15 protein-coding genes and 1 pseudogene are annotated in these 17348 nt (G+C 57.4%); 9 read left to right on the top strand and 7 right to left on the bottom strand.

What is annotated here, in order from left to right; translation table 11 throughout:
* Positions 1 to 287 precede the first annotated feature (287 nt).
* Both LAC81_RS38055 and LAC81_RS38060 read right to left on the bottom strand, forming a co-directional pair.
* Positions 288 to 515, bottom strand: a complete 228-nt coding sequence (locus LAC81_RS38055) for a hypothetical protein (protein WP_223730719.1) — start codon at positions 513 to 515, stop codon at positions 288 to 290.
* Positions 516 to 605: 90 nt separating this feature from the next.
* On the bottom strand, positions 606 to 1928 hold the full coding sequence (locus tag LAC81_RS38060) for a PQQ-dependent sugar dehydrogenase (RefSeq protein WP_223730720.1): 1323 nt from the start codon (positions 1926 to 1928) through the stop codon (positions 606 to 608).
* Positions 1929 to 1996: 68 nt separating this feature from the next.
* Between LAC81_RS38060 and LAC81_RS38065 the strand changes: the two genes are divergently transcribed.
* Positions 1997 to 2716 (top strand): hypothetical protein, encoded by a 720-nt coding sequence (locus tag LAC81_RS38065; RefSeq protein ID WP_223730721.1) that lies wholly within the window; start codon positions 1997 to 1999, stop codon positions 2714 to 2716.
* 300 nt (positions 2717 to 3016) lie between these two features.
* On the opposite strand, the gene LAC81_RS38070 is transcribed toward LAC81_RS38065, so the two are convergent.
* On the bottom strand, positions 3017 to 3184 hold the full coding sequence (locus tag LAC81_RS38070; RefSeq protein WP_223731084.1) for a hypothetical protein: 168 nt from the start codon (positions 3182 to 3184) through the stop codon (positions 3017 to 3019).
* A 24-nt stretch (positions 3185 to 3208) separates the two neighbouring features.
* Here LAC81_RS38070 and LAC81_RS38710 point away from each other — a divergent pair.
* From LAC81_RS38710 to LAC81_RS38090, 4 genes and pseudogenes are all read left to right on the top strand, one after another.
* A pseudogene (locus LAC81_RS38710) lies at positions 3209 to 3292 on the top strand (hypothetical protein); the annotation flags it as partial.
* A gap of 134 nt (positions 3293 to 3426) precedes the next feature.
* A complete protein-coding gene (locus LAC81_RS38080; protein WP_223730722.1) occupies positions 3427 to 4002 on the top strand; it encodes a sensor histidine kinase in 576 nt (191 codons plus the stop codon).
* 2 nt (positions 4003 to 4004) lie between these two features.
* Positions 4005 to 4346, top strand: coding sequence for a response regulator (locus LAC81_RS38085; RefSeq protein ID WP_223731077.1), 342 nt, complete (start codon positions 4005 to 4007; stop codon positions 4344 to 4346).
* 93 nt (positions 4347 to 4439) lie between these two features.
* Positions 4440 to 5717 (top strand): HWE histidine kinase domain-containing protein, encoded by a 1278-nt coding sequence (locus LAC81_RS38090; RefSeq protein WP_223730723.1) that lies wholly within the window; start codon positions 4440 to 4442, stop codon positions 5715 to 5717.
* A gap of 28 nt (positions 5718 to 5745) precedes the next feature.
* On the opposite strand, the gene LAC81_RS38715 is transcribed toward LAC81_RS38090, so the two are convergent.
* A complete protein-coding gene (locus LAC81_RS38715; RefSeq protein ID WP_223730724.1) occupies positions 5746 to 6057 on the bottom strand; it encodes a hypothetical protein in 312 nt (103 codons plus the stop codon).
* Positions 6058 to 6238: 181 nt separating this feature from the next.
* On the opposite strand from LAC81_RS38715, the gene LAC81_RS38720 reads away from it, so the two are divergent.
* The 3 genes from LAC81_RS38720 (at position 6239) to LAC81_RS38110 (ending at position 8624) form a co-directional block, all read left to right on the top strand.
* Positions 6239 to 6532: an HWE histidine kinase domain-containing protein gene (locus LAC81_RS38720; protein WP_223731078.1), complete on the top strand. Its 294-nt coding sequence runs from the start codon at positions 6239 to 6241 to the stop codon at positions 6530 to 6532.
* Positions 6533 to 7684: 1152 nt separating this feature from the next.
* Positions 7685 to 7999 (top strand): PepSY domain-containing protein, encoded by a 315-nt coding sequence (locus tag LAC81_RS38105; protein ID WP_223730725.1) that lies wholly within the window; start codon positions 7685 to 7687, stop codon positions 7997 to 7999.
* Between the two features lie 28 nt (positions 8000 to 8027).
* Positions 8028 to 8624, top strand: coding sequence for a general stress protein (locus LAC81_RS38110; protein ID WP_223730726.1), 597 nt, complete (start codon positions 8028 to 8030; stop codon positions 8622 to 8624).
* A 71-nt stretch (positions 8625 to 8695) separates the two neighbouring features.
* On the opposite strand, the gene LAC81_RS38115 is transcribed toward LAC81_RS38110, so the two are convergent.
* From LAC81_RS38115 to LAC81_RS38125, 3 genes are all read right to left on the bottom strand, one after another.
* Positions 8696 to 10225, bottom strand: coding sequence for an HlyD family type I secretion periplasmic adaptor subunit (locus LAC81_RS38115; protein ID WP_223730727.1), 1530 nt, complete (start codon positions 10223 to 10225; stop codon positions 8696 to 8698).
* 5 nt (positions 10226 to 10230) lie between these two features.
* Positions 10231 to 11991, bottom strand: a complete 1761-nt coding sequence (locus LAC81_RS38120) for a type I secretion system permease/ATPase (protein WP_223730728.1) — start codon at positions 11989 to 11991, stop codon at positions 10231 to 10233.
* A 68-nt stretch (positions 11992 to 12059) separates the two neighbouring features.
* Positions 12060 to 16187, bottom strand: coding sequence for a beta strand repeat-containing protein (locus LAC81_RS38125; RefSeq protein ID WP_223730729.1), 4128 nt, complete (start codon positions 16185 to 16187; stop codon positions 12060 to 12062).
* Positions 16188 to 16794: 607 nt separating this feature from the next.
* Between LAC81_RS38125 and LAC81_RS38130 the strand changes: the two genes are divergently transcribed.
* The gene (locus LAC81_RS38130; protein WP_223730730.1) at positions 16795 to 17052 is read left to right on the top strand and encodes a hypothetical protein; all 258 of its coding nucleotides are present in this window, start codon (positions 16795 to 16797) and stop codon (positions 17050 to 17052) included.
* Positions 17053 to 17348: the final 296 nt, after the last annotated feature.

Below are 17348 nucleotides of genomic sequence, written 5' to 3' on the forward strand. Positions count from 1 at the left end.
TGCAACTCGGTCGAGCCCGTTTGGCAATTGCACTACCTCGGCATCGCCGCGCGCTGTGCTCTGCGAAGGACGATTTGATGCTTGACCTTTTTGAGTCCTACGCACTCGCATCGACAACGCTTGATACAGTTATGCGGGAGGTTCCGTCGCGGCCGGAACTTGTTAGCGAATATCAGCAAATATGCGTCGAACTTCAATCTGAAGTAATTAAGACGCTCTCCTTCCTGGAGAGCCGAGCACGGGGTTCCCTCTAAAGCATCAGGGGCCGGCCAGCAGGCTGTTCCAATCTATCCTTGCGAAGCAAGGCTGGTTCTGATCCCCGCTTCAGCAAAGCGCGTTAACTGTATTTGGCTGGCGTCCTCAGTGTAAAGAACATGTACAGCGGAGCCGCGGGCTGTTAGTTTCTGAGCTGCGTCGAATGCCTCTTCGAAACTAACAGGTACTGCATCGCCTCTTGTCGCGGGATTATCCTTTTCCAAAACGTAAAATGTGGCGTTGCGGATATCGAGGCTCATCAGCGTTTTCCTTTACGGCCCAAATAGCTCGCCGCAAGGTTTGTTCCAAAGCCGTTCGACGATTTTGGGGGAACGTCGTCCCTCAGCTTTCTATTTTCGGCTTACCCGCCAAATGACGTTGCCAACATCGTCGGCCACAAGCAGGGAGCCGCTCCTGTCGAAGGTGACGCCGACGGGGCGCCCCCTCGCCTTGTTGTCTTGGTCGAGGAAACCCGTCAGGACATCCTTCGGCCGCCCGACCGGTTTTCCGTTGCGAAACGGCACATATATTACCTTGTAGCCGCTATGCTGGCGACGGTTCCACGAACCGTGCTGGCCGACAAACGCACCGTCACGATAGGTCGATCCCAGGGACGAAGCCCTGGCAAAGGTCAATCCTAACGATGCTGTATGGGACCCGAGCGCATAGTCCGGTTTCAAAGCCCTGGCGACGAGGTCTGGTCTCGACGGCTTGGCGCGCGTGTCTACGTTTTGACCGTAGTAGCTATAGGGCCAGCCGTAGAAGCCGCCATCGCGCACCGACGTGATGTAGTCGGGGACGAGGTCGTCGCCGATTTCGTCACGCTCGTTGACGGCGACCCATAGTGCTCCGCTTGCTGGCTCGAAGGAAAGTCCGTTTGGATTGCGCAGTCCCGAGGCAAAGATGCGTGTTTTTCCGGTGGAAGGGTCGACTTGAAGGACGGAGGCGCGACCCCTTTCGGCTGGCATGCCATTCTCTCCAACATTACTGTTCGAGCCGACTGTCACGTAAAGCTTCCTCCCGTCCCGGCTTGCGATGACATCCTTCGTCCAATGATGGTTGATATCGCCGGCCGGCAGGTCTGTGATCTTTCGCGGTTTGGTAGTCACTTGCATCTGGCCGCTTGCATAGGGAAAGGCGACAAGGGAGTCAGTCGCGGCAACATAGAGCGTTCCCTTTGACAACGACATTCCGAAAGGTGAGTTCAACCCCTCGATGAACGGTCGGCTGATGTCGGCGACCCCATCGCCGTCGGTGTCTCGAAGAAGGGTTATCCGATTGGCGCTCTGTGTCGCGGCACCCGCGCGTTTCATAGCCTGCGTCATGAAGAACTTGCGCAGGCTAAAGCCATCATCGTGCTTGGCAGGGGCGTTCGTTTCCGCAACGAGAACGTCGCCATTTGGAAGGACGTAAAGCCAACGTGGATGGTCGAGCCCGCTTGCAAAGATGTTGACCCGCAGACCTTTGGCCGCTTTCGGCATCGTGCCGTTCGGCCATCTCTTTGCCTCCGCAACATTGACCGTCGGGATCAGGGTGGGGCGTGGCATCGGCAGTTTCGGGTGCGGGCCGTATCCTTCGCCATTCGCGATCGTTGCTTTTTGCGCCGAGACGCATGCGGTGACGGACAGAGCGACAAGCAGGAGAAGGGATGTGAGTGTTGCGGGACATGTCATGAGATGCCCTCCGGCATTGGACACCGCATCTCCTGCCATTTTCCGGATCTTGCGGGAGCGTCCAACTCATGACCTTAAAAATGGTTCCATTTCGCTTGCAGCTCCAACGCGCGCCAAAGGGAACCGTTGTTAGACTTGAGCGTTTAAAAAGCGATCGAGCGTTCGTCTATCGGGGACCCGCAAGCAACATGTCAGACGCTCAAAACACGTCAGATAAAGGAGTGCAAGAAACGGAATGGCCGACCCGTGCTGGCGAGATGGAGCTCTCGATCGATCAGCATGATTGGTCCGAGACTCTGCTCGGCGCCAGGGAAACCTGGTCTCCAACCCTTCAGGCTATAATCCGCCTGTTGGTCGCGAACCGCTTTCCGATGCTTTTGTGGTGGGGACCGGACTACGTATCGATTTATAATGACGCCTATCGACCCGTGCTTGGCGAAAAGCATCCTTGGGCGCTCGGCAAGCCGGTCAGTGAATGCTGGAGCGAAATCTGGCATATCTTGAAACCACTCATCGATAAGCCATTTTCTGGCGGACCGGCGACCTGGGATGACGACATCGAATTGGAGATCAACAGGAATGGGTTTCTGGAAGAGACCCATTTCACCATCGCCTATAGTCCGGTCCCCGACGAAGCGGCCATCAATTTGGATTGGCGGTGTCCTGGCGACCGTCACCGAAATTACCGAAAAAGTTGTCGGAGAGCGCCGAATGGTGGTCCTTCGCGATCTGGCAGCACGTACGGGGGAGGCACGGGACCGCGTCGCAGCGTGCTCGATTGCGGCTAAAACTCTGACGACGCATGCGAAAGACGTGCCGTTCGCGCTTTTTTATCTTCTCGATGAGGATCGCAAGCACGCCCGGTTGGCGGGGACTGCGGGAGTTTCCCCAAGTCATGTCCTCAGTGCTCAAACTGTTGCGATCGGACGGGACGACCTTCCAAATGGTTGGGCTTTTCACCTGAACGCTGACATCGTCACCGTTGACGATTTGCCTTCGCGGTTTGCACTGAAGGGCGAAGACATCCCGACTGATCAAGCGACAGCCGTTGTGTTGCCATTTTCCGCATCCTTGTGGTCGGCATCAACCTACGCCTCAAGCTCGATGCGCGCTATTACGACTTCCTTGAACTCATAAGAACGCAAGTCTCCAGTGCGATCGCCAATGCCCAGTCCTATGAGGAAGAGCGCAAACGTGGCGAAGCATTGGCGGAAATTGATCGGGCCAAGACCGTGTTTTTCTCCAATGTCAGCCATGAGTTTCGCACGCCGCTGACCTTAATGCTCGGGCATATCGACGACCTTCTCACACGAGGCGGTCAAAGCGGGGAGAACCGCGAGAGCCTCCTTGTTGCTCATCGCAATTCGCTTCGTCTGTTGAAACTCGTCAACACGCTGCTTGAGTTCTCCCGCATCGAAGCAGGGCGGCTGCAGGCCAACTTCGTGCCGACGACCTTGCGATTGCCACAGCAGACCTGGCCAGCGCATTTCGCTCGGCCATGGAAAAAGCTGGGCTCAACCTCACGGTTGATGTTCCCTCGACCTGTGATATTGCCTATGTCGATCGTCAGATGTGGGAAAAGATCGTTCTCAATTTGCTGTCCAACGCCTTCAAATTCACCCTTAAGGGCGGGGTCGATGTCAAGCTTCTGCCTGAGGGCGACAGTTTAATCCTTACGGTCAGCGATACTGGGATCGGAATTTCTCCTGAGGAATTGCCACGGATATTCGAGCGTTTCCACCGGGTCGAGGGTGCCGAGGGGCGTACACACGAAGGGTCTGGAATAGGTCTGGCCTTCGTACAGGAACTCGTAAAACTCCTCGGAGGCGCCGTTTCCGTGGAAAGCCAACTTGGCAGAGGCACGACGTTTCGGGTGTCGATCCCACGGGGCGATGTTCACTTGAGCGTCGCTCAGTCCGCCCATGTCGAGAACGTCAAGGCAAGCGAGGTCAGTGTTTCTCCTTTCATCGAAGAGGCACTGAGATGGCTTCCTGACACCTACGAGGCCGAAAACTGCCCGAGCTCGAGGATGCCCCACATGTCGAGGCCAGACAAAGCCCAGACCGCGAACTGATCCTGGTTGTCGATGACAATGCGGACATGCGCGACTATTTGCGCCGTTTGCTTGGCGCTCACTACAACCTCATGATGGCTGGTGACGGCCTCGCGGCCCTGTCCCTGGTCGCTTCCGAAAAGCCCGATCTGGTTTTAAGCAATGTGATGATCCCCGGCATGGATGGCCTCCAGCTGCTCACGACCCTTCGGGCCGATCCGCAAACAAGCACGGTGCCAGTTATCCTCTTGTCGGCGCGCGCGGCTGAGGAAGACCGCATCGAGGGAATGGCGCTTGGCGCAGACGACTACATGATTAAACCCTTCAGCGCACGCGAACTCATGGCGCGGTCGAAGCGCATCTGAAGATCGCTCGCTATCGAAAGCGACGAACGGTTTCGCGCCTTCGTAAACGCCAGTTCCGACGCGATCTATCAGATGGGCTCCGATTGGCGCGAAATGCACTATCTCGAAGGCAAGGACTTCATCGCTGACACGCATACCCCTGATGAACACTGGCTCGAAAAATACATCCCGCCTTGCGATCAGACATTGGTGCTCGCAGCGGTGAAGGATGCCATTCGAGGGAAAGCGCCCTTTGAACTTGAACATCGGGTTGTTCGCGCCGACAAAAGCCTCGGATGGGCTCATTCGCGTGTCATACCGATGCTCAACGCTCGCGAGGAAGTCACCGAATGGTTTGGCGCGGCCCGCGACATCACGGGCCGCAAACAGGCAGAAGAAACAAAAGAGCTGCTCTTGAGTGAGCTGAGCCACCGCGTCAAGAATATGCTGGCTTCAGTTCAGGCGCTTGCTCAGCAGACGTTGCGCACAGCTCCGAACCCAAGGGCCTTTGTCGAGAGGTTCACGGCCCGCCTACAGTCGATGTCGCGGATGCACTCGCTTTTGACCCGAACAGGTTGGAAAGGTGCCGATCTCGATGACATTATTCGGGACCAGCTTTTGCCAGGCATCGTGGATAGCGGCCGGATTTCGTCTGCCGGACCACCCGTCAGGTTCGATGCTCAAACGTCGACGCATATGGCGATGATCTTGCATGAGCTTGGCACCAATGCGGTAAAGCACGGCGCGCTTTCGACGCCCGCCGGGCACGTCTCCATCGGCTGGGGTGTCAGCGAAGCATCGTTGCGTCTGGTGTGGGAAGAGGAGGGCGGGCCCGCAGTCGGACTAGTGGGAAATGGCGGATTTGGAACAAAGTTGGTTGAGCAAGTGGCGAGGGGCGCTGGAGGCGCCGCGAGCAGCTCGACGACCATGGGTGGGCTACGCTGGGAGATCACTATGCCTCTTGAAGTGAACGATGTGAAAGGCGACGCTGTGGCTCCGGCGGATGCTACTCGCTCTCTAGCATCTCGGAGCGCGACAGGACTGAAGGGCAAGAGATTTGTCGTCATCGAGGATGAAGCCCTCATCGCAGTCGAGATTTCTTCCATCCTGGAAGAGCAAAGGGCCGAGGTTGTCGGGTGGGCTTCGAGTGTTGACGACGCCTTGCGCATTATTGATGAAAATGACTTCGACGGCGCCCTCCTCGACGCCAATTTGCGCGGTCGGACCGTTGATGAAGTTGCGGCGGCCTTGACCGATAAGAATATCCCCTTCGTCTTCGTGACCGGTTACGGTCGTGAAGCTCTTCCTGCGGGCTTTGGCGATACGCGGATCCTTATGAAACCGTTTGACCCCTTGCAACTCGCCGAAATGGCGAAGTTGCTCGTCTCATAGGCCGATCCGGTCGTGGTGGCAGTCTTGTTCATTGATTTTCGGACGGTCCTGGGTAATTTTTGAAGCGCGCGGCCGAAGAGCAGTTATCGCGGCGACTGGCCACAGGAGCGCGTTTATCACTTGAGTTCGTGGGGCAGGCAACATGCAGGTCGGTATCGGCGATCCAGGCGTGGCCAATCATCTCAAGGACGATGACCAGGTCGGGTTTCGCGAGATCTTCGAATATGCAGGGGTTGCCGTCTGGGAACAGGATTTTTCTGCCGTCGCCGATTTGTTGGACGGCTGGCGCAGCAGCGGCGTAGACGACCTGCGCGCCTTCCTCAACGCCAATCCCGATCAAGTGCGCGAGGCTATCGCCCGTGTGCGTATCATTGACGTCAATCGCTTCACCGTGGAGCTGTTTGAGGCATCGGCGAAAGACGAGTTGCTACGCTCGCTATCCGAAGTCTTCTTGCCGGAGACCTCCCCGATCTTCGTTGAGGAGCTTGTGACCCTCTGGCGCGGTGGTCGCCGACTTGGCAGTGACACGGTCGTGCGCACCCTTAAGGGGCGACGGCAGGGTCAAGAACCTGTTTTCAGTTGCAAGCAGCGTCGTATCGCTGAGCGCGAGATCAGCGGCAACCCCCGAAGAATTGTGTACGGCTGTCAGGGCAAGATTGGCCTCGCTGTCGAAAGCACATGCGCTGACATTGCCGGCATCTCATTCCAATGAGGGCGGAGAGGGAGTAGCCAGTATCCAAGCCTTGCTGGTGACGCTCCTGTGGTTTTATGATGGCATTGCCGTGAATGGTCAGAGGCATAGTCGTACGCGGTGATGACGTCAGCGTCTCACGCGCTGCCGTGACCGGCTTCGCACTCCTACTACATGAGTTTGCAACAAATGCGGTTAAATACGGGGCCTTGTCGTCACCCAGTGGCGATCTCGATCTGGAGTGTCTCAATCGAGGAGACGTTCTCGAGTTGATATGGACTGAACGCGGCGGACCCTCTGTAGTACCTGCCAGCACTGAGGGCTTCGGAACCAAACTCGGCAAGCTGACGATCGAAAAGCAGTTCGGCGGCGAAATCATCCGCCTATGGCATTCCGACGGCCTTGTGATCCGTTTGAGCGTTCCACGTGGCAACCGACTGCCTGACTTGTCCTGGATTGGTCGGATGAGCACCTAGGCTTAGCCTGCCCGTCAGCCCGTGAAAAAAATGCCTCACTCAAAGTGATTAGCCAATTTGATGATAAATGCGTTGCAGGAGGTAGCTGCATTTGCAAAAATATCTGTGATTGCGCTCCGGATTAACACAAGTATGAGATGATTATTGTGCCGGTATATTGTCGCGCAACTCCTCAATTTTTCAGAATGCGCGCAGCGCTTGAGCTTCCGCTTGCGGAGGCTCAAGCGCTTGGTTCATCTTGGGGCCAGGGGCCGGGTTGGGATGACTTTGGCAGCAATCGCCTTAGCTCTCGGATAGGGAACCAATTTTTTCCTCGCACGTTTTGACGCTGGGCTACGGACTTCGCCTTTCTCCACCGTAGCCCGTTGAGCACACTCGACATTGGCTCCGTCGCTTCCGTCGGAGCCATTTTTTCGACTGGAAAAGCGTTGCGCCCATCATCTTTCTTTTGCTCGCCGTCCAGCAATTCTACGGGCCGTTGCTCAGCGCATTGAGCGTTGATCAGGAAAGTTGGGAACATATCCAGTTCGGCGTTGTTTGTAAGCGCTGCTGATCCTCGTCTAACGCGGATTAATGGCTTGGCTCCTGTTTGCTCCATCTTCGGGGGCCTTTTGTGCTGGACACTATTGGCCCCGTCTCGCCTGTTTCGGGGCCACTTTTCCTGCTGGAGGTGTCCCGTTTTGTGAGGATTTACGAGTGCGTGTTTTTTGAACCGCTTCGGGCAATCAAATTTGGAACCAAATTGCTTTCTGCAGGTTTAACAACCCGGGATCAAACCCGATCTGTGAAGAGGTAACGATATGAAAAATATCAGCATTTTTGCTGCGGCGCTTATGTGCGTTGTGGCTACGACAACGTATGCCCAAACGACACCATCACCAAATGGAGACACGCCCGCGGTCGCAACGCCCGATACGAAGAACCCGACTGCTCCGGTGGAAGGTGCCAACAGCTTCACCGAAACCCAGGCCAAGGAACGCATCGAGGCGGCCGGATATACCGACGTCACCGGGTTGAAGCTCGACGACAAGGGCGTGTGGCAGGCAACTGCAAAGAAGGGCGGCAAGTCCGTCGCCGTTGCTCTGGATTATCAGGGCAATGTCACCGCGAAGTAACAGCGACGCGTGAGCACAGGAGAGTAAAATGAGAACCGTGACAGGTCTTTTCGATGATTATGCCGAAGCGCGCGACGCGGTAAGGGATCTTGAAGCCGCCGGCGTTCCATCCGATGACATCAGCATCGTCGCCAACAATAGCGGCGACTGGTATTCGACAGATCGTTCTGATGCCGCAGAAGGTGCTGGCACCGGTGCTGGCCTTGGCGCCGCCGGCGGTGGCGTGGTCGGGTTGCTGACCGGCTTGGGCCTGATGGCTATCCCGGGCGTTGGCCCCGTTGTTGCCGCTGGGTGGCTCGCCTCCACCGCCGCTGGCGCGGCGGCCGGCGCTGTGGCCGGCGGAGCGGCGGGCGGCATCATCGGCAGTCTGACAGACTCCGGCGTCGACGAAGACGACGCGCAAGTATATGCCGAAGGCGTTCGTCGCGGCGGCACGCTCGTGACAGCCAGGGTCGACGACAGCCTCGTGCTAAAAGCTGAGCAGATCCTGCAGCAGCGTAACCGTGTCGATCTTTCGGGTCGCCGCAACGCCTATACCGAGGAAGGGTGGTCGCGTTTCGATGAGAATGCCGCCCCCTACACCGTGGATGAAATCGACCGGGAGCGCGCGCGTTACCGGATGTAATCTCCCGCTGTTGGCCCGGCCTTTTCAAGGCCGGGCCTTTTTACTTGTCTCCACCAGCTGTTACATCCCGCTCAGTTCTCCAGAAGGCCGCGGCGGCTGCTGTCGAGGATCGGGGCAAGGAGATAGGCCGCCAGGCTTTGTTCTCCGTCCATCAACATGACTTCGGCGGGCATTCCAGGAAGCACCTGCACATCCCGAAGGTTGGCAAGATCATGCTGATCGACTTCCACTTTCGCCAGAAAATAGGTCACTCCCGTACGTTCATCTGTCATGGCATCTGCTGATATCGATCGCAATTTGCCGTGGATGAGAGGAAGACTGCGTTGCTTGTATGCAGTTAAAATGACGCGAGCGCGCATGCCAGGTGTGATCCGCTCAATGTCGATCGGGCGGACCTTGGCATCAATAACCACGCCGCTGTTGCTTGGAACGATGTCCAGCAAGGGTTGCCCGGGTTCGATCACGCCGCTTTCTGATCTCGCCTGCAGGTTCATGACGATGCCAGCGAGCGGAGCGCGAATGACTGTGCGCTTCAAAATGTCCTCCCGCGAGGGCAATTGGCCGCTCAATTCCGCCTTCAACCTTCGGGTCTCCGCGAGCTCGCCGCTTATTTTCTCCTGACGCTCTTCGACGATCGTCAGCAGCTGAAGTTTGGCCTCCCCAACCGCCTGTGCATTCTCCGCAATCTTGGCACGGTTGCTCGCCTTCGCAGCCGCGATGTTTGCTCGCTCCCGCTTCAATGCCAGGATCCGAGGTTTACGCTCCAGGTGCTTTTCGACGAGGACCTGTGCTGCCGATATTTCCTCGTCGATCAGCCCGATTTGTTCAACCTCAGCGGCAATGACCTCCTGCAATCCTCCGTTTTGCTCCTGCAGCTGGCGGATGCGTGCATCGAGGATCTGTGTTCGTCCTTGGTGTGCTGCGCGCCGGCTAAGAAGCAACTGCCGTTGCCCCTCCATCAGTCGTTCGAGATCGCCGGAGGCGTTATCGACGAGAAAATGAGGAAAGCTGATCTCAGCACTACCGGTCCGCTCTGCTTCGAGGCGCGCTTCGGTCGCCAGAACGTGCAGAAGTCGCTCGCGAACCTCTGAGTTGAGTGCCTTAGCCTTGGTGTCATCAAGGGTGATCAATGGATCCCCAGCCTTGACCACGTCGCCCTCACGGATATGGATCGACCGAACAATGCCCCCCTCGAGGTGCTGGACGGTCTTGCGATATCCGTCAGGGCTCACGATCCCCGGGGCTAGCGCTGCAGTCGCAAGGGGTGCGGCCAGCGACCAGCCCACGAACACGATCGCGAACAATGACATGGCAGCGATGCCCAATCGTCGGGGCGAGCGTGTGAGATTTGCGAGCGTCCTGGCGGGAGGTTCCGATTGATGCGAAGCGATCGATTGGTAGAAGCGAAACAGCCCGAACGACGCGACGGCGATCGTGCTCCAGATCAGAAGGAGAATGGTCGTTTCATTCAGTTCGATGCCGGCCTGCGTCAAGAAGCTGCCTGTGACGGCAATTAGCTTGCCATGGCCGGCCTTCGCTGCATCGAGCCAGAACTGCGGCCTGAATTCGTCCCAAGTGATGCCGGCAACAGAGGCGTCCATGGCTTTCACTCCGCTACTGAAAGGGTGCTTGCCCGACCGGGCGTGGGGCCTTCCTGGGAAGGGGCAGCCTGAACGGCTCTAACCGGTGGCAGGGGCGCTCTCACCGGTCGCATTACCTCGTCACGTGGTCCGAATGCCGCTACAGTGCCGCCGTTGAGTGCCAGAACCTTATCGGCATAGGGCAACATCGACAGATGATGGGTAATAATCAGCACGGTCGTCCTTGCGTGCTTCAGTTTGACAAGTGCAGCAATGAGCGCGCGATCGCCTGCTTCGTCCATGTTGGAGTTTGGCTCGTCCAGCACCAGAACGGCGGGGTCGCCGTAAAGTGCGCGAGCAAGACCCAGTCGCTGCCGCTGACCGAGTGAGATGCGCCGCGAATGGAGCGTTATCTCAGTTTCATAACCATTGGGAAGTGCGAGGATAAGCTCATGGACGCCCGCAAGTTTGGCCGCACGGATAACGGCTTGGCTGTCGACTTCCCGGAAGCGCGCAATGTTCTGCGCAACGGTGCCAGGCAGAAGCTCGACTTGCTGCGGCAGGTACCCGGTATACCTACCAAGCTCTGCCGGATCCCAGGCAAAGACGTCCGCTCCGTCAAGTCGTACATGGCCCTTGGCTGGTTTCCAGGCTCCAACGGCCAATCGAGCGAGTGTCGACTTACCGGCCCCCGATGGGCCGATGATGGCGCATGTCTCTCCAGGGAAGATTGTGACGTTTACAGCGCTTAAGATCGGGTGCTGGACGCCTGGGGGGACGTAATACACACCTTCAAATGAGAGCCTTCCCTCTGGGCGCGGGAGCGAGACGCGCTGAGCGCTGTCATTTGCGTTTCGGGCGAAGAGTTCCTTGAGGTTCGCCTGCGCCGTCCTTGCCGCGACGAAGGATCGCCAGGCGCTCGTCGAGCGCTCGATAGGAGCGAGCGCGCGGCCCATGACAATCGAGCCGGCAACCATGGCGCCTGCAGTCATTTCCCCGTGTACTACGAAATAGGCGCCGACCGCGAGGATCGCGATCTGCAACAGGAGCCTCAGGCTGCGTGAGATCGACAGAATGGTTGTTGTCCTGTCAGCCAATAGCTGCTGTTCCGCCACCACTTCGACCTGGCGGCTGCGCCAACGTTCCAGGATCGCTTGCGTCATTCCTAGGGGTCTTATTGTTTCGCCTGCATCAACAAAGCGCATCGCATTTTCCTGGTGCGTCTTGGTAAGCGCCCCTGCCTGCTTTTGTCTTGTGCGTGTAAGCGCATCGTTGGCAAAGGTAAGGCCGAGCAACGTTAAAGCACCAAGCGTCGCGACCAGACCGAGTGCCGGATGCAAGATCCAGATGAAGACGAGAAAGATGAGACTCCATGGTGTATCGAGAAAGGCAACAATGGCATCGCCCGCGTAGAAGTTTCTGAGATCGCCCACCTCCCGCGTGCCGGCGCGGCCCTCTTCCCCTGCAAGCCGTATCTCCATGGCCTGTCTCAACATAGGTGCGCTCAGTTCGCTATCGAGCCAGCCGGCGGCCCGACCAAGGATCATTCGCCTTGCCTGCTCAAGCGCACCGTAGATGGCGACCGAAAAGACGGCGATGACAGTCAGCCAGAGCAGCGTGTCCAGTGACCCGCTCGACAGCACCCGGTCATAGACTTGCAGCATGTAGATGCTGGTGACGAGCAGAAGCAGATTAAGAAGACCGCTTAGGACGATCAGCATTGGCAACTGACGCCTGATCGCCTGTGTCACATCCGTAAGGCAGGTATCCCGCGGCTGAGCATCCATTCCCGTTTTTCCCCCAGACCGTACTCAAACAACTGCGGGCCCGTCCTCGTAAGGACGGGCCCGTCTGGTCACACAACGGCATCGAGGTCGACCGAGAATGTGTCCTGATGGCTGTCGTTGTCATTGTCGAACAGTGTCGCCGTGAAATCCAGGTCCAGCGGTTGCGCTGGATGCTGCTCGGTTATGCTGAACTCGATCACCGGGATCTTGACGGTCCCGCTTCCCATGAAGAGTTGAATGGCATCGATATTGTTGGGACCGCTGGTGCTGCCGACGAAGAAACTGACCTGGCCGCCCGCCTCTGGCGTCAAGGTGGTAACTTTCGCGCTGATATTACCGACGGTGCCATCGCTATAATAGACGCGGTAGAAGATCCCCTCGGTCGCGGTGTTGTATCCGCCAACCGAGTTGTCGATGTAGATTTTCATGCCGCTGAAGAGGAAGTGCGGATCGACGACGAAACTCTCATCGAATGCCCCTCCCTGGGTTGTCGCACCGTCGACGCCGGCATTTGCGTTTCCGTCGAAGTTGTTGTTGCCAAGCCCTATCCCGGCGGTGCTGACGTTCATCTGTGCCGGGCTGAGATAACTGGCTCCAGCCTGGATGCTTGCTTCACTTGCGTTCAGGAAACCCTTGATAAGGTCGGGATCGGTTGTGGCCTTGACTGCGGAGAAGACGATGTCCTTTGCCGCAACCGTAAGGGTGCGAACCGGATCGGGCCCGCCGGCATCGAGGGATCCGCCCGCAGTTGAAAGCGTGGACGTCGATGATGGAATGGCCGTTATCTGGAAGTCATAAGTGTCCGTGCTCGGATGGAAGGTAAGTGTATAGTTGACTGTTTGGTTGTTGACGACGCCATCATTGGTGAAGTCGTCCGTGATGGAACCGGTGAACACGAAGTTTCCGTTCCCGTCCGGAGCAGTTAATGTGCCAAGTGAAGTGTTGGCTGTGACAGCTGCATGCGCATCGATCGTGTAGCTGTTTAGTGTCAAATTGAGCGACTTAAGGCCGTCAGCACCAGGCAGATCGGACCAGGTGCTGCTTTTGACGCTGGTATTGAAGAAATCGGTTATGTCGTTGACGGCAATGGTCGGCGTGTCGTCATCGGCATTGATGGTGATCATGTTCGTGGTCTTGTCGCCATCGCTATCGTTGACCTGGTAAGTCACGGTGAAGCTGACGTCGTTTTCGGTATTATCTCCGGTCTGGCCATCGAGCGACGGATGCATGATCGCGGCGTCCTGGGTCACCGTATAGGCACCGGTCGCGGTGTTCATCGTCAGCGTGATGACCGTCGTGCTGCCCTGTTTGATCAACAGGTTGTTGCCATCCTTCACATAGGTAAAGCCGCTGGGCTGTCCAATCGTGAGCCACTCGACCGACCCCGCTCCATCGGCACCGAAGGCAAAGCCGACCGTGCCTGAAGTATTGGCCGTATCCGGCGTGACATCGCCTGTGCCACCGGCATTGCCGCCAGTTTCCGTATCATCATCGAGCTGCACCGTGATAGTGCCTGTCGCCGTCGGCGTGTCGTCGTCGGCATTGATCGTGATGGTGTTGCTGGTCTTGTCGCCGTCGCCATCGCTGACCTGGTAGGTCACAGTGAAGCTAAGGTCATTCTCCGTATCGTCTCCGCTCACACCATCCAGCGTCGGGTGCACGATTGCCCTTTCCTGCGTCACCGTGTAAGCGCCGGTGGCGGTGTTCATGGTCAACGTGATGACGGTATTGAGACCTTGCTTGATCAGCAGGTTGTCGCCGGACTTCACGTAAGTGAAGCCGCTCGGCGCGCCCAAGATCGACCATTCGATCGAGCCGGCGCCGTCAGCACCGAAGGCAAAGCCGACCGTGCCGGACGTGTTGGCTGTATTCGGATCGACGTCGCCGGTGCCTCCGGCACTGCCACCGGTCTCGGTCTCGTCATCCAGCTGCACGCTGATCGCACCTGTAGCCGTCGGCGTGTCGTCATTGGCATTGATGGTGATGGTGTTGGTGGTCTTGTCGCCGTCAGCATCGCTGATTTGGTAGGTCACGGTAAAGCTGGCGTCATTTTCCGTGTCGTCTCCGTTTGCTCCATCCAATGACGCGTGCGCGATTGCCCTTTCCTGGGTGACCGTATAGGCGCCGGTGGCGGTGTTCATAGTCAAGGTAATGACAGTATTGCTACCTTGCTTGATCAGCAGGTTGTCGCCGGATTTTTCGTAGGTGAAGCCGCCCGGAGCTCCAGATGTGAGCCAAGCAACTGATCCGGCACCATCGGCACCGAAGGCAAAGCCAAGCGTGCCCGATGTGTTGGCTGTGTCGGGCGTAATGTCGCCGGGGCCACCGGCAATACCGCCCGTCTCGGTCTCGTCATCGAGCTGCACGCTGATCGCACCTGTCGCCGTCGGTGTATCGTCGTCGGCATTAATGGTGATCGTGTTGGTCGCTGTATCACCATCACCGTCGGTGACTTTGTAGGTCACGGTGAAGCTGACATCGTTCTCTTCGTCATCTCCGCTTTGTCCATCAAGCGACAGATGGGAGATCGCCCTCTCTTGGGTGACCGTATAGGCGCCAGTCGCTGTATTCATGGTCAACGTGACGACGGTGTTGAGACCCTGCTTGATCAGTAGGTTGTCGCCGGACTTTTCATAGGTGAAGCCCGCTGGCGCTCCCGTATCGAGCCAGGCGACAGATCCAGCACCATCAGTGCCGAAGACGAAACCGACTGTGCCAGAGGTGTTAGCCGTATCCGGCGCAACATCGCCGGTTCCACCCGCGATACCGCCGGTTTCTGTCTCGTCATCGAGTTGCACCGCGATGGTGCCCGTTGCAGTCGGTCCGGAATCTTCGATGTGGAGGCCCGGTCCGATATCAAGATGCGAGCTTGCAACCTCGAGGAGTTTGAAGGCGCCTATATCCCAGTCGAGACTGGTCGCGTCCGGACCGGAGTTCTGGACTTTCACCCGGTTGTGGTCAGATACAGTCTCGTAGGAAATGAAGTCCTTCGCACGTAAACCGACGATGGTGACGGTTCCGTCGCCGTTGAAGGTTACGCTCAGATTGAAGGTCTGCTGATTTCCACCCTTGCCGATCGTCCGTGAAACGGTGTCGGTCTCCGCAGTGGTCGTGTTGAGATCATTATCTATTGCCGTCAGAAGGATGTTTCCGGCGCCATCCTTGATCACGACCGACTGGATCGCAACGATCGTATCATTCTGAAGCCCAGGGACAAAAGCGCTGCCTGTTTCCTTGGCAGTCGTATAGGCCACGATGGAGGCCTGCGCAAAAGGCGAGCCGCCTTGGGTTTGCGAGATCTGCCACTCCGCCGACCGGGCGGACAGAAGGCTATCATAGGTGATCGCGCTGGTGTTGCCCTTGTCGAGAGTGAGCAGTGAAGGAGAATCCTTCACGAAGGTGAAGACCATGGCCTCGCCGTTTGCGTCTTTCGATGGATCGACGCCATCCAGCAGTTGATTGGTGTTTCCGATGGTGGTGCTGCCACCGCCCTTGCTGGTGTTGACGGTTTGGTTTGCCTGGTCGGAAATCACGATGATCTGGCTTGATTGGTCACCGAAGGCATTCCAGTTGTTCTGACCGGAGGCAAGCGTGTTCAGATCGAAAGATAGCTCTTCGGAGGCGGAGACAAACAGGGTATCGGCGAGGATCGAAGTCGCATCGTCGTGATCGGACGTGTTGCCATGTTCCATGGCCTCGAAGGTTACCATCCAGATCTTGGCGCCGATAAGGACGCCGCTGCCGTTGAAAACTTCCTGAATGTAGGCCGCAAAGACGATACGTCCGTCGGTGCTGGCACGGCCGAGTACGATGTTGTCATTGGTCGGATCGGTATAAAGCAGGACATTGGCATTGTCTGACGTGACGTCCAGACCACTGTCGACGCCGTTCAGGGCGTCACCGTCACCGTCAGTAAATGCCAGATTGGTGACGTTTGCCGTCGCACTGATCTCTATGAAGTTGGAAGGGCTTTCTGCAATTCGCCCAGCCGAAGCGAAGGTCGTTGAAAGACCGAGCTGGCCTGTCCCTGTTCCAAAAAGCCTGGCGTAGAAGGATGAAACCTGGCTTTGCAGTCGAGCAAGTACAACATCATTGTCGTCGGCATCACCAGGGACCAGAGGCGTCGCGGTCCCATTTTGCGGGGAAGCGCTTTCATCGAGTGTCATGGAGCCGTTAAGCTTGAACGTAATGGTCATCGTTCCTCTCCCTGATCAAATGGCTTCAATATTCGTTGGTGCCTTGTTCTCCAGCTGCGCGCCTTACTTTTGAGCAGGCGCGCGTTGGCGGACCTTCGACGCGGGGCACGCAAAGGCGGCCCGTGCCCACGGGTTTTTGAAGCCAGTCAAATTGTTGCATTGAAATAGATATTGCTCTGGCGCTCTTGTTGGCTCCCATCGCTGAAAATGCCTTGACACTTGTTCGCGAGAGGTCCCTCCCCTCCTTCAGATAGGTCGTCAGCCATCCTCTCAGTTAGCGGAGAGCGTACCCAAATGGTATTTGGGGTGAGCGATAGCGGCGGCGTCCTTTAGAAAGATCTAATTTTAATGTTCCTTCAAGCTACCCTTAGGACCTACCCACGAAGGCTTATGGCTTTGCGAAGCGGACAAGAAGGTGGCTGCGTGCGGACGCCGCGGCGAACGCTTCCGGGCGGGCCGTCTCATGGACGGCGGGGCCTGAGCCACAGCTTCTGTCGGACGATCAGGTGAATTATATTACGAATGACCAGAAGAGGAGCGATGCCAGGCGGCCCGCGGACCTTTGGGCGTTCTATTGCAGCACTGTTTGACCAGCGGGGGGATAGAAATGGATGACGATCGCACGCCAATAACCGCGCAGTTTCAAAGCTTCGATGTCAATATTGTCTCTCGAAAGCCGCTTATCGGGTCACTTGGATTGACTGCACTCACGGGTCACAACATTGAGTTGCGCTTGGACCAAAATAGTGCAAAGGCTCTCCTTTTAGCGCTCGCGGCGTTCCTCGCGCAAAACATCGACGACCGGCAGATTGTCCCTGACGACTACGGGGGGATCGTCTTCAATAACAGACGAACCTTGAATTAATGTCATCGCCCGAAATCGGTATAGCCTGGTCGACCTAGAGGTCGGTTTCTAATCATTTGGTCCCAGGTAGCGGCTGGCCTGCCACACCGGCCGAGCGGTCGCGGGCGCCCTGGAGGGCAACTGCTCTTTGAGTGACAGTTCGTGTACGCCACAGAGACGCAGCCGCAGGTTCAAACAGCAATGTTGTTTAGGCCAGGGAGTGGGGCCCGTTTAGAGCCTGACGATCATCCTCCTGCTCACTACCGTTGAGGTCCTAGCAAGGGTGAAGGTGGAACGCCGCTTGTTGCCGGCCGGCG

Origin of the sequence: Ensifer adhaerens (assembly GCF_020035535.1) — a bacterium.
GTDB lineage: Bacteria > Pseudomonadota > Alphaproteobacteria > Rhizobiales > Rhizobiaceae > Ensifer.

What these genes read in the sequence shown, in the direction of transcription:
- LAC81_RS38055 (WP_223730719.1), bottom strand. Translation starts at nt 515, where the DNA reads ATGAGCCTCGATATCCGCAACGCCACATTTTACGTTTTGGAAAAGGAT.
- LAC81_RS38060 (WP_223730720.1), bottom strand. Translation starts at nt 1,928, where the DNA reads ATGACATGTCCCGCAACACTCACATCCCTTCTCCTGCTTGTCGCTCTG.
- LAC81_RS38065 (WP_223730721.1), top strand. Translation starts at nt 1,997, where the DNA reads ATGACCTTAAAAATGGTTCCATTTCGCTTGCAGCTCCAACGCGCGCCA.
- LAC81_RS38070 (WP_223731084.1), bottom strand. Translation starts at nt 3,184, where the DNA reads ATGGCTGACATTGGAGAAAAACACGGTCTTGGCCCGATCAATTTCCGC.
- LAC81_RS38080 (WP_223730722.1), top strand. Translation starts at nt 3,427, where the DNA reads ATGGAAAAAGCTGGGCTCAACCTCACGGTTGATGTTCCCTCGACCTGT.
- LAC81_RS38090 (WP_223730723.1), top strand. Translation starts at nt 4,440, where the DNA reads ATGCACTATCTCGAAGGCAAGGACTTCATCGCTGACACGCATACCCCT.
- LAC81_RS38105 (WP_223730725.1), top strand. Translation starts at nt 7,685, where the DNA reads ATGAAAAATATCAGCATTTTTGCTGCGGCGCTTATGTGCGTTGTGGCT.
- LAC81_RS38110 (WP_223730726.1), top strand. Translation starts at nt 8,028, where the DNA reads ATGAGAACCGTGACAGGTCTTTTCGATGATTATGCCGAAGCGCGCGAC.
- LAC81_RS38115 (WP_223730727.1), bottom strand. Translation starts at nt 10,225, where the DNA reads ATGGACGCCTCTGTTGCCGGCATCACTTGGGACGAATTCAGGCCGCAG.
- LAC81_RS38120 (WP_223730728.1), bottom strand. Translation starts at nt 11,991, where the DNA reads ATGGATGCTCAGCCGCGGGATACCTGCCTTACGGATGTGACACAGGCG.
- LAC81_RS38125 (WP_223730729.1), bottom strand. Translation starts at nt 16,187, where the DNA reads ATGACCATTACGTTCAAGCTTAACGGCTCCATGACACTCGATGAAAGC.
- LAC81_RS38130 (WP_223730730.1), top strand. Translation starts at nt 16,795, where the DNA reads ATGGATGACGATCGCACGCCAATAACCGCGCAGTTTCAAAGCTTCGAT.